We start from the raw sequence: 12,113 nt of genomic DNA, 5'->3' as shown, positions 1-12,113 counted from the left end.
AGCAGATCCCCGTGCCACAGCAGAACCTGTAGCCACATCGGGCCCCCTGGACACACCACCCCCCGTGCATACGGCTCACGTTGGCCCCGAGCACAGCACGAGCCCGGGGTATGGGCCCGGCACCGACTACGTACACGGCTACTCGGATCGCGAGGCCCAGCGGCTCGGCGATCAGGCCGACACGTTGGCGGCGCTGCTGCACGGCGGCACGGCGTATCCGGCTGGCAGCCGGGTCCTTGAGGTCGGTTGTGGTGTCGGGGCCCAGACCGTGCATCTGGTCAGCGCCAGTCCGGGAGCGCACATCGTCGCGGTGGACCGCTCCGCCGCCTCACTCGCCCAGGCTCGCGCCCGGGTGACGGCCCAAGCGCCCGGAGCTGAGGTCGAGTGGCAGCAGGCCGACCTGTTCGATCTGCCGTTTCCCGACGCGTCGTTCGACCACCTCTTCGTCTGTTTCGTCCTGGAGCACCTCCGCGAACCGCTACGGGCCATCACCGGGCTGCGGCGTGTGCTGCGGCCCGGGGGCAGTGTCACCGTGATCGAGGGTGACCACGGTTCGGCGTTCTTCCACCCGGACAGCACGTATGCGCAGGCCGTCATCGGCCATCAGGTCCGGTTGCAGGCGGCCGGCGGTGGCAACGCGCTGATGGGCCGGGAGCTCCAGCCGCTGCTGAGCGCCGCGGGGTTGGCGAACGTGGTGGTCCGGCCGCGTACGGTCTACGCCGACGCCACCCGGCCCGGCATGGTGGATGGCTTCACCCGCAACACCTTTATCGCCATGGTCGATTCGGTCCGAGAGGACGCGCTGGCCTGCGGGATGACCACCCCGGACGAATGGGAGCGCGGTATTGCGCACCTACACCGCGCAGCGCAGGACGGCGGCACCTTTCACTACACCTTCTTCAAGGCCACCGCCATCAACCCCTCATCCGCCTGACCTATCTCACCCACCACCCGAGCACATCGCCGCAGCAGCTCTTTTGCGCGGCGCGGGGAGAACGAGCTTTCGCGCGGGCAAAGTGACCTATTCCGCGACGCCTGGCGTGTCCGTCGCCGTTTCCCTCGCGTACGTCTCCCGTACAGCGCCTACGCGTCTTATAGGGATACGCGTCGTATACGGGCACATTGCCAACCTGCCGTTATCAAATGAGCCGCCGAATCAGCCGTCTACTCCCGGATCTCACCACCCACCCCTTTGCCGCCGCCCTCCGCCTTTCCACCGTCACAAAAAAGAACGCACTCCGGGGGGCCAACGCCAAGCACGGTAATGGAGATCGGCATACGAAGACCCCAACAATCCCTCAGCAGGTTTTCAGTAGACCTACGAGAGACCAGCCCAGGTCCTCGGTATGCCCCCACACGTCTCAACGCGCCCTCAACGAATGACAAGAACTCCCGTACGCAACCCCGCATGAAACCTCACACGAAACCTCCCCCAGAACAGCCTCACCGACCGATCTACCCACCGCGCTCCCGTCGCCGTGGACAGCGCCGCCCATACACCACATTGAGGTCATCCATGATCCGCGGTGTGTCATTACCGGACGGAATTCCGGTAGGCGAAACAGCGTCTTCCGGCAGGTGAAAACATAAGGCCAGGTCGGCATCCAGCGAGAAAAGAAATCGGTAGGAGACGCCCTCAGAAGGAGGTAATGTCTCCCCACCGCCCCTCTTTTCCCGGCACAGTCCGGCGCCGTTTCGCAATCCGGCGCCGGCAGTCAAGGAGAGCCGCTATGCCCGCCGTACCATCCACTCCGCCGACCCCGCACAGCGACGCCCCCACCACTCCCCCCGCAGTCACCGCGGCCACCGCCGCCACCGCCGCCACCACCGCCACCACCGCCGACCAGCACACGGTGATCCAGGTGCGCGGTGCCCGGGAGAACAATCTGCGGGACGTCTCGCTCGACCTGCCCAAGCGCAGGCTGACGGTCTTCACCGGAGTCTCTGGGTCCGGAAAGTCCTCGCTGGTCTTCAGCACCATCGCCGCCGAATCGCAGCGGCTGATCAACGAGACGTACACGGCCTTCGTCCAGTCGTTCATGCCGAGCCTGGGCCGCCCCGACGTGGACGCGCTGCACAATTTGAGCGCCGCGATCGTCGTCGATCAAGAGCGGATGGGCGCCAACTCGCGCTCCACAGTGGGCACCGCGACGGATGCGTACACGATGCTGCGCATCATTTTCAGCCGGCTCGGCACCCCGCACATCGGCACGTCGGGTGCCTTCAGCTTCAACCTCGCGGAGGGCATGTGTCCCGAATGCGAGGGCGTCGGCGAGGTGTCCACGATCGACCTCGACCAGCTCATCGACCGCGACCGCTCGCTGAACGAGGGCGCCATCACGGCTCCCGGCTTCGCCGTTGACTCCTGGTACTGGCAGGTGCTGGCCCAGTCCGGCTTCTACGACCCGGACAAGAAGCTGCGCGACTTCACCGAAACCGAGTGGGACGACCTCCTCTACAAACAGAACACCAAGATCAAGGTCGGCTCCAGCAACCTCAGTTATGAGGGCCTGGTGACCAAGGTCCAGCGGGTGTATCTGTCCAAGGACCGTGAGTCGATGCAGGCTCACCTGCGTGCCTTCGTGGATCGGGCCGTGGTCTTCACCAGCTGTCCGGCCTGCGGGGGCGCCCGGCTGAACGCCGCCGCGCTGTCCTCCACCATCAACGACGTCAACATCGCCCAGTGCTCGGCGATGCAGATCAGCGACCTGGCCGCATTCGTACGGGGCATCGAGGACGCCTCGGTGGCCCCGATACTGAGCGCACTGCGCGAACTCCTGGAGTCCCTGGTCGAGATCGGCCTCGGCTATCTCAGTGTGGACCGCCCATCGGGGACGCTGTCCGGTGGCGAGGCACAGCGCGTGAAAATGGTGCGGCACCTGGGTTCCAGCCTCACCGACGTCACGTACGTCTTCGACGAGCCCACCATCGGGCTGCACCCGCACGACATCCGACGCATGAACGACCTGCTGCTGCGGCTGCGCGACAAGGGCAACACGGTGCTCGTCGTCGAGCACAAGCCGGAGGTCATCGCGATCGCCGACCACGTGGTGGACCTGGGCCCTGGCGCCGGTTCGAACGGTGGCCAGATCTGCTACACCGGCGATGTGCCGGGCCTACGCGCATCCGACACGCTCACCGGGCGCCATCTGGGCCACCGGGCGCAGTTGCGCGAGCGGGTACGCCAACCGCGCGGTCAGCTCGCCATCCGCGGCGCGGACACGCACAACCTGAAGAACGTCGATGTGGACGTGCCGCTGGGCGTCCTCACCGTGGTCACCGGCGTCGCGGGATCTGGCAAGAGCTCGCTGATCCACGGCTACCTCAGCGGTCGAGAGGGCGTGGTGGTCGCCGACCAGTCCCCCATCCGCGGCTCGCGCCGCTCCAACCCGGCCACCTACACCGGCTTGTTGAGTCCGATACGTACGGCCTTCGCCAAGGCCAACGGCGTCAAACCGGCTCTGTTCAGCGCCAATTCGGAGGGCGCCTGCCCGAACTGCAACGGACTCGGCCTCGTCTACACCGACCTGGCCATGATGGCGGGCGTCGCCTCGATCTGCGAGGAGTGCGAGGGCAAGCGCTTCACCCCCAAGGTCCTGACCTACACCCTGCGCGACCGGAACATCAGCGAGGTGCTCGGCATGTCGGTGGCCGAGGCGTACGCGTTCTTCCCCTCGGGCCAGTCGCACACCATCCTCGGCCGCCTCAACGATGTGGGTTTGAGCTATCTGCGGCTGGGCCAGCCGCTGAACACTTTGTCCGGCGGCGAACGTCAGCGCCTCAAGCTCGCCATCCACATGGCGGAGAAGTCCTCGACGTACGTCTTGGACGAGCCGACCACCGGACTTCACCTGGCCGATGTGGATCAACTTCTCGCGCTGCTCGACCGGTTGGTGGATGACGGCAACACGGTCGTGGTCATCGAGCATCACCAGGCCGTGATGGCTCACGCCGACTGGCTCATCGACCTCGGCCCTGGCGGCGGCCACGACGGCGGTCGGGTCATCTTCGAGGGCACCCCGATGGACCTGGTCAAGACCGCGGACACGTTGACGGCCGTGCATCTACGGGAGTACGTGGGGGTGTAACGCCGTCTCCCGTGGGGGTGCAGCGCCGCCTCCACCGCCGGGTGGCCCCGGCCCCGGCCGGAGGGTCACCAGGTCGGCCGGGCGGACACGCCGCCGTCCACCACCAGGTTGTGGCCGCTGATGAAGGAGGCCATCGGGGACGCCAGGAAGACGCAGGCGTCCCCGACGTCCTCGGCCCGGCCGAGCCGACCCGCCGGCGCGGCGTGCTCCCACCGCCGCACGCCATCGGGCCAGGCGTCCTCAAGTCCCGGCCGGCCGATCAGGCCCGGCGAGACGGCATTGACTCGGATGCCATCCGGCCCGTACTCCAGCGCCGCCGAGCGGGCGTGCATCACGACCGCGGCCTTGGACGCGCAGTAGTGGGCGTGCGACGCGGCGGGTTGGGTGGCCTCGATGGAGGCGATGTGCGTGATCGTGCCGCCGCCGTGCTCGCGCATGACGACCGCGGCGGCCTGCGTGCAGGCGAAGGTGGCGGTCAGGTTGGTGTCCACGACGGCGGACCAGTCGGCGGCCGTCATCCCGGCCAACGGCTGCACGGGCTGCACGCCCGCGTTGTTGACCAGCGCGGTCAACGGGCCGCGCCATGCCGCGGCTTCGCGTACCACCTGCTGACACTCCGCCTCATGAGACAGATCACCACCCAGTGCGATCGCATCCCCACCGCGCTCCACGATCCGAGCGACCACCGCTTTGGCCGCATCGGCGCTCGTACGGTAGTGGGCGACGACGCCCGCGCCCGCTGCGGCGAACCGCAGGGCGATGCCCTGACCGACCCAACCGCCCGCGCCGGTCACCAAGACCACCTGGCCGGTGAGATCAGGCAGACGCACCGGGGCAGTCGGCAAGGGGAACGCTTCGGAGCCCGGATCGTCATCGGGCCGCGGGGCTGGTTCGGTCATCGACATGCCGGAAGTCCGCCGTTCGTGTCGTGGTCACTCAGGGACGGTCGTGGTCGCGCGGGGACGGTCGTGGTCGCGCACGGACGGTCGTGGTCGCGCACGGACGGTCGTAGTTGCGCACGGACGGTCGTAGTTGCGCACGGACGGTCGTGGTCGCTCAGGAGCGACACAACACGGTGATCCGCTCCGCCTCGTTCGGGTAGCGGGTGACGAGTTCGGCCGCGTCCCCGTGTTCGTACGTCTCATAGGTGAACCCCGGCGCCATGGTGCAGCCAAGGAGCGACCAGGCTCCACCTTCACCCACGGCGCCGCCCATCCAGGTGCCCGCGGGGACCGTGAACTGCACATGCTGCCCGCCCAGTACGTCATGCCCGAGCGTGACCGTACGGGCCGTGCCGTCCGCCTCCAGGAGCAACAGGCGGAACGGGTCACCGAGGTAGAAGTGCCAGATCTCGTCGGAGGGAAGGCGATGCAGGGCGGAGTAGTCACCCGATGCGGAACTGAACAACACCACGATGGCCGACCCCTCCGGCCGCCCGTCCTCGCCCCGCTCCGGCCCAGCCCAGGTCCGCCGGAACAACCCGCCCTCGCGCGGTATCGGTTCGAGCCCGTAGTGCGCGATGAGCGCGGCGGGGGTGGGGCGAGGGTTGGGGGCGACGGGATCGCTGTGCGGGCCGGGGGGTTGTGGGGTGGCGGGGTCGGCGCGCGGGCCGCGGGACTCCGGGGTACTGGCCGCGCCCGGGGCGTCGGCGGCTCCCGGGGTGCCGGTCGTACGGCCGGCGCTGTCGGGGAAGATGTCGCTGGACATGGGCAGCCCTCCACTGACGGTCGGCCCCACCCTACGCACGCGGGCCCATCAGCCGAGCCCGTCCCGCACATAAGGGTCAACGAACGGCTCCACGGACTGCCGGACCTCGTCGTTCACGGCGACCATGCGTGGACCGGATGCGTAGTGGCGAGCCCGTGCCCTGCCGTGCGGAACAAGCCAGCCCAGGCGTACCAGTTCGCGTATGTCGCGAAGGGCCTGCTGGTCCGAAAGACCGGCGTCTTGCTGATAGACGGTCCGCCGCACGCGCGAACCCCAGAAGGCGGGCAACAACGCGTGGACGACCCGCTCGTCGAGACCCAGTTCCTCAGCGGCCTCTCCTAGGCGAATCCAGGCGCGCGAGAGCAGGTCGGTACGGCGCTGCGCCTGCTGGGCCTGCCGGTGGTGGGCTCCCAAACAGAAGCGTATCCACGGGCGAGTGTCCCGCTGGGGATTCCACTGCGGGCCACCGACGTGCTGGAGAACCCCGTAGTAGCCGTAGGTGTTCTGGCCCCGGCCCAGCCACTCCTCGATGGAGGAGAACTCCGGTGGCATCAGTGCCTCGCGGGAGAAGACCAGCGTGGAAAGAGCGCGGGACATCCGCCCGTTGCCGTCCTTCCATGGGTGGATGTTGACGAGATTCAGATGGGCCATGGACGCCCGTACGTGCACGGGTGCGTCCAGATCGCCGTCATTGAGCCAGTCGAGCAGCTCGTCCATCAACCCGGGGACGCCCTCATGGCCAGGGGCGGTGTAAGCCGGCACGAGTGGGTCATCCGGGCTGGTGACGAAGACCGGGCCAGCACGCCACCGACCCGGTCGCTTGTCGAGGTGATGACCTTGGAGCATGAAGTGCAGGCCGTTGAGCAGACCAGCGTCGTACCGGAACTCGTCCCCGGCATCTGCCAGTGCCTGGATGTACGTCATGGCCCGTTGGTAACCCTCCAGCTCCACGCGAGTCCGGTCTACGGCCTCCAGCGGCTCGTCCCCCGTCAGCAGAGCCTCGACGTCGTCCACGGTGGCGGCGTAGCCCTCGATCGTGTTGGACCCGGCGATCGCCCGCGCGGTCAGGTTCCGCCGAAGCTGCCCGGACCAACGCGGCTGTGCCCGCAGGACATGGCGCAGCCGTCGTCGCATTTCGTCGATCTCTGCGAGTACGCGGCGATCATCGGCGTCGAGGTCCGGCGTCTGGTAGAGCATGGAACCATGACAGCATGACACAATGATGGTGTCAAAGGCTCATGGTGCTCGTTCAGCGGCAGCGGGCTGTGGACAGCAGGCCGTGGACAGCAGACTGTGGACAGCGGGCGACAGGCGAACGGCCCCAACTAGCTCCCCGCGGTCTCCGCCGCGCCGTCGCGCTCGCGCAGCGGCCCGCGCTCGCGTAGCGACTCGACCGTCCGGGCCAAGCTCTGCGTACCGTGCCCCTGGGTGATCTGCTCGTCGAACAGGGCCTGGAGCGGCGCAAGCAGGTCCGTGGGCACGCCCTGGGCGCGGGTGGCGGTCAGGATGGCTCGGAGGCCGCCCGCGTTGATGTCGAGGTTGGACGTCTCGGTGGTGTAGTCGCCAGAGTCGATCTCGTCCGCGAAGCCGGGCAGCGCGGCGGCGGCCTCGTGTAGCCAGCGGACCAGCGGCGCGGTGATGTCCGCCGCCTTGATGCCGTTCGCGCCACCGAGCGCCACCGCGTGGAAGAAGCCCGCGAACATCCCGTACATCCCGCTCAGCACCGCCGTGTCGTAGACCGCGGCGGTGTCCGGTTGCGGCCCGGTGAACAGGGCGCTGCCGAGGAGTTCAAGCCGCTCCCGGTGTGCGTCGAAGGCTGCGGACGAACCGCTGTAGAAGACGAACGCGCTGGGGGTGCCAACGGTCTGCGGCACCGCGTACACGGCCCCGTCCAGGTAGGAGGCGCCCTGTGCCGACACCCAGCCGGCCAGCTCGCGGACCTGCTCGGGGATGCCGGAGGTGACGTTGACGAGGACCCGGCCCGCCAGGGCGTCGGCTGCCGGGGCGAGTAGCTCCCTTACCGCGTCGTAGTCGAGTACGCAGACGATCACCAGGTCGCCCGCCGCTACTGCGTCGGCAACCGTCTCTGCGCGCCGCGCCCCCTTCGCCACGAGCGGCTCGGCCTTGGCGGCGGACCGGTTCCAGACGGTCACCCGGTACCCGGCATCGAGAAAAGCGCCGGCCAGGGCCCGGCCGAGGTTGCCAAGCCCGATGACGGTGATGCGCTGCTGGTGCTGGTTCTCGTGCTGGTGCTGCTGGGGCTCGTACTGGTGCGAGGTGGACATGGTGCGGTCTCCTGTCGGTCTGTGCGTGGACGCACGGTCGTACGCGGTGGACGCCGCCCGCTTCCGTGCGCTGCCTAGCTGGCTGGCCGCCTGGCCGTCTGGCTGGCTGGCTGGCTGTTGACGATCACTCTGGAGGCGAGGGCTGCCGGTCGGCTGTCGATTCGCTGTCGATGGGCCGCCGGGGCTCGCCGCACCACCAAGGGAACCGATCGCTGGCCACGCCGCCGGCGCGGCCCGCTGTGCGGGGCTACTGACGCCCGGCCGAACTGGCAGGAACGGGCGTTCGGGCTGGTCGAGGCGGTCGGGCTATCGTGACCTCCATGCGATTCGGGGTGCTGGGTCCGCTCGCCGTGTGGACGGCGGCCGGCGATCCCGTACGGATTCCGGGGGCGAAGGTCAGAGCGCTGCTCGCCCGGCTCCTCGTGGACCCGGGGCGCCCGGTGTCCGTGGACCGACTCGTCGATGACCTGTGGGACACCGGCGAACTCCCCGACCACCCCGCCAACGCGCTCCAGGGCAAGGTCTCCCAGCTACGCCGCGCGCTGGCGACGGCCGAAGCAGGCGGCAGGGACGTGGTGGCATCGGGCCCCGCGGGCTACGCGCTGCGGCTCGGCGAGCGCGGAGCCGCGCCCGTTGACGCGTACCGCTTCACCGCGCTGCTCGGCCAGGCCCGTACGGCCGCCGACGCCCGCGCCAGGGAACAACTGCTCAGCGAGGCGCTGGGGCTGTGGCGCGGCGAGGCGTTCGCGGATGTCGCGGATCGGCCGTTCGCCCGCGCGGCCATCACCCGGCTCGACGAGGACCGGCTGACCGCATGGGAGGAGCGCGCCGAGGCCCGCCTCACACTGGGCGAACACGGCGCGCTGACCGGCGAGCTCGGCGCCCTGGTCGAGCGGTATCCGCTACGGGAACGGCTACGGGCCACCCAGCTACGCGCCCTGTACCTGGCCGGGCGGCAGAGCGAGGCCCTGGACGGCTATGCCGCTCTGCGTCGCCGCCTCACCGATGAACTGGGCCTGGCCCCCAGCCCCGAACTGGTCGCTCTACACCAGGCAATGCTGCGCCAGGACCCGGCGCTAGACGCTCCGTTGGCGACCCCGCTCGGACGTCGGCCAGCGCAGCCGCACACGGCACCCACCGCGCCCACCGCCACGCCCACAGCACCCGCACCCGCAGCACCCGCAGCACCCGCACCCACATTCACGCCCGCACCCGCACCCACGCTCACACCCGGCAACCTGCCCGCTCCAGTCACCGAGCTCATCGGCCGCGACGAGGCCGTCACCGCGATCGGCGAACTGCTCGCAGCCTCCCGCCTGGTCACGCTCACGGGGCCCGGCGGCGTAGGCAAGACGCGGCTGGCTCTCGCCATCGCGACGCGGCTCCAGGAAGGGGAGCCGGCGGCGGATTCCGGGCGGCGTGGGGCACCCGGCGAGGTGCTGTCGGGCCGCTTCCGCGACGGCGTATGGCTCGTAGAACTGGCCACGCTCGACGCCGCGCCCCCCACTCCCACCCCCAGCCCCAGCCCCAGTTCCACCGCCACCAGCCCCGCCGCCCCCACCACCACGCCGTACGCCCCCCGCGACACGGAGGTGTGCGCGGTGATCGAGCGGGTGATGAAGGTACTGGCCATCCGGGACGACACCCCCCATCCCCCTGCCCACACCCCCTCCCACGCTTCGGCGCCCCCCGCGCACGCCCCCGACCCACCATCCGGGCCCCGCCTCATCGACCGGGTGTCCGACGCGCTACGCGGCAAGCAATTGCTGCTCGTGCTGGACAACTGCGAGCACCTGGTGGAGCCGGTTGCGGGCGTCGTGGAAACCCTGGTCCGCACCGTGCCGGGGCTACGCGTGCTGGCCACCAGTCAGGAGCCGCTCGCCCTCGCGGGGGAACGCGTGTGGACCGTACCTCCGTTGGCGCCGCCCGACCCATCGGCGGATCGGGACCTCGACGCCCTGTGGGCATCCAGCGCCATCCGGCTTTTCATGGCCCGCGCCGCGACCGCCCCCCGTTTCGCGCTCACTGCGGAGAACGCCCCGGCCGTCGCATCGATCTGCCGTCACCTCGACGGCATTCCGCTTGCGCTTGAGCTGGCGGCTGCCCGCGTACGGACCTTGGGCGTACACGGCCTGGCCGCCCGGCTCGACGACCGGCTCACCCTGCTCTCCGGCGGCTTCCGCGACGCACCTGCCCGCCATCGCACCCTGCGCGCGATGATCGACTGGAGTTGGGAGCTGCTCACCGAGCCCGAACGCGTCCTCCTGCGCCGGCTGACCGTCTTCGCGGGCGGCTGCACCCCCGAGGCGGCCGAGGCGGTGTGTGCGGGTCCGGACACACCAAGCGGCACGCCGAACGCCCTCGCCTCCGCGCACATATTGGACCTGCTCGCGCGCCTCGTGGACCGTTCGCTGCTCGTGCTGGATGACGGCCTGGAGGGCCCGCGGTATCGGCTCCTCGAATCGGTCTGTGCGTACAGCTCGGAGCAGTTGCGCGCGGCGGGCGAACTCGACGCCGTACGAGAGCGGCACAGCCGGTACTACGCCCGACTCGCGGACCAGGCCGCGCCCCAGTTGCGCGGCCCCGGGCAGCGGCGCTGGTTGGAGCGCATCGACACGGAGGGCGCGAACCTGCGCCGGTCGCTCGACCACGCGGTACGCAGCGGCGCCGAGGACCGTGCGCTCCACATGGCGAACGCGCTGGCCTGGTACTGGGTAGTACGCGGACGGCTCGCCGAGGCGGGCCGAGCGTTGGCGTCGGCTTTGACCACCGGGCCGCGACCGCCCCTCCCCACGCCACCCCGCGCCCTCGCGCTGGCCTGGCAGACCTCCATCTCCCTCACCACGGGATCGACCACCCCCACGGCCCCAACCACCGACTCCGACACCCACTCCAGCACCTACGCTCACTCCAGCACCGATGCTCGCTCCAGCACCGACACCGCCTACCCGACCGATGACCCCGACGTGGCCCGCATCCGGGCGGCCCTGCGCAACTACGACGCTCTCGACGACCCGCACGGCCACAGCACCGCCCTGTGGCTGCTGGGCTCGGCCCAGTTGGGGGCCGGGGACGTGGCGACCGGTGAGGAGTTGGTTGACCGGGCCCTTGCCGGGTTTCGCGCGTTGGGTGACGCGTGGGGAACGGCCGCGGCGTTGAGCGTGCGCGCCCGGCACGCGATGGCACGTGGTGACCTCGACGCGGTGCGCCACGACGGCGAGTTGAGCGCGCGCCTCTTCCGCGAGTTGGGCGACCGCTGGGGCCAGGCGCAGACCGTCCTCCCGCTCGCCTCGCTGGCCGAGATCACCGGCGACTACGCACGCGCGGCCCAGTTGCACCGCGATGGCCTCGCCGTCGCGGAGGAGCTGGCCCTGTGGACGGAAGTGGCCCGACGGCTGACGGGCCTTGGCCGCATCGCCCTGCTGACCGGCGATACGGCGCGCGCCCGCGCTCACCACGAACGCGCCCTCCAGTTGGCGCGCGCGCAAAACTCCCGAGCTGGCCAGGCCAGTGCGGAGATCGGGTTGGCGCTCGGGGCCCGCGCCGAGGGGGACTACGAGGCGGCCGAACGGCATCTCACGGGCTTGCTCGACTGGTTTCGCGCATCGGACTACGGCCCCGGCGGCAGCCTCGTACTGGCCGAGTTGGGCTTTGTGGCGGAGCTGCGCGGCGACGCGGCCACGGCCCTGGCGCGGCATCGGGAGGGGTACGCCATCGCGCACGGCCTCGGTGACCCGCGCGCGTTGGCCTTGGCGTTGGAGGGGCTCGCCGGGGCGCTGGCGCTGGCGGGGCGGCCCGAGCAGGCGGCCCTGTTGCTCGGCTCCGCCGCCGCGGCCAGGGACTCCGTGGGCGCCCCGCTGCCGCCCCCCGAACGCGGCGATGTGGACCGCATCACGGCCGCCGCCCACGAAGCGCTGGGCGAGGCTGCCTTCACCGCGGCCTTTGGCCAGGGCGCCCGCCTCTGTCCAGCGGACGCCGTACGCGCAACGGCCTGCATGCCTGAGCCCACGTAGCCGCCCGCCGGCCTCACCCC

At 70.2% G+C, this 12,113-nt stretch carries 7 protein-coding genes; 3 read left to right on the top strand and 4 right to left on the bottom strand.

What is annotated here, in order from left to right; translation table 11 throughout:
* Positions 1-64 precede the first annotated feature (64 nt).
* Both FHS42_RS06500 and FHS42_RS06495 read left to right on the top strand, forming a co-directional pair.
* Entirely contained in the window at positions 65-934 is an 870-nt protein-coding gene (locus FHS42_RS06500; protein ID WP_312866744.1) for a methyltransferase domain-containing protein, read from the top strand.
* 919 nt (positions 935-1,853) lie between these two features.
* Positions 1,854-4,088 (top strand): ATP-binding cassette domain-containing protein, encoded by a 2,235-nt coding sequence (locus FHS42_RS06495; protein ID WP_312866759.1) that lies wholly within the window; start codon positions 1,854-1,856, stop codon positions 4,086-4,088.
* Positions 4,089-4,153: 65 nt separating this feature from the next.
* On the opposite strand, the gene FHS42_RS06490 is transcribed toward FHS42_RS06495, so the two are convergent.
* The 4 genes from FHS42_RS06490 to FHS42_RS06475 form a co-directional block, all read right to left on the bottom strand.
* Positions 4,154-4,987, bottom strand: a complete 834-nt coding sequence (locus FHS42_RS06490) for an SDR family NAD(P)-dependent oxidoreductase (protein ID WP_184569832.1) — start codon at positions 4,985-4,987, stop codon at positions 4,154-4,156.
* Positions 4,988-5,144: 157 nt separating this feature from the next.
* Positions 5,145-5,609, bottom strand: a complete 465-nt coding sequence (locus FHS42_RS36635; protein ID WP_312866758.1) for a cupin domain-containing protein — start codon at positions 5,607-5,609, stop codon at positions 5,145-5,147.
* A 234-nt stretch (positions 5,610-5,843) separates the two neighbouring features.
* The gene (locus FHS42_RS06480; RefSeq protein ID WP_184569587.1) at positions 5,844-6,992 is read right to left on the bottom strand and encodes a Fic family protein; all 1,149 of its coding nucleotides are present in this window, start codon (positions 6,990-6,992) and stop codon (positions 5,844-5,846) included.
* Positions 6,993-7,120: 128 nt separating this feature from the next.
* The gene (locus FHS42_RS06475) at positions 7,121-8,080 is read right to left on the bottom strand and encodes an NAD(P)-dependent oxidoreductase (RefSeq protein ID WP_184569586.1); all 960 of its coding nucleotides are present in this window, start codon (positions 8,078-8,080) and stop codon (positions 7,121-7,123) included.
* Positions 8,081-8,400: 320 nt separating this feature from the next.
* On the opposite strand from FHS42_RS06475, the gene FHS42_RS38110 reads away from it, so the two are divergent.
* Positions 8,401-12,093, top strand: a complete 3,693-nt coding sequence (locus tag FHS42_RS38110) for an AfsR/SARP family transcriptional regulator (protein WP_184569584.1) — start codon at positions 8,401-8,403, stop codon at positions 12,091-12,093.
* Positions 12,094-12,113: the final 20 nt, after the last annotated feature.

This window comes from Streptomyces zagrosensis, from assembly GCF_014203645.1.
Classification (GTDB): domain Bacteria; phylum Actinomycetota; class Actinomycetes; order Streptomycetales; family Streptomycetaceae; genus Streptomyces; species Streptomyces zagrosensis.
Note: the sequence above shows the minus strand (reverse complement) of the source record. Positions and strands in the feature narration are given on the sequence as shown.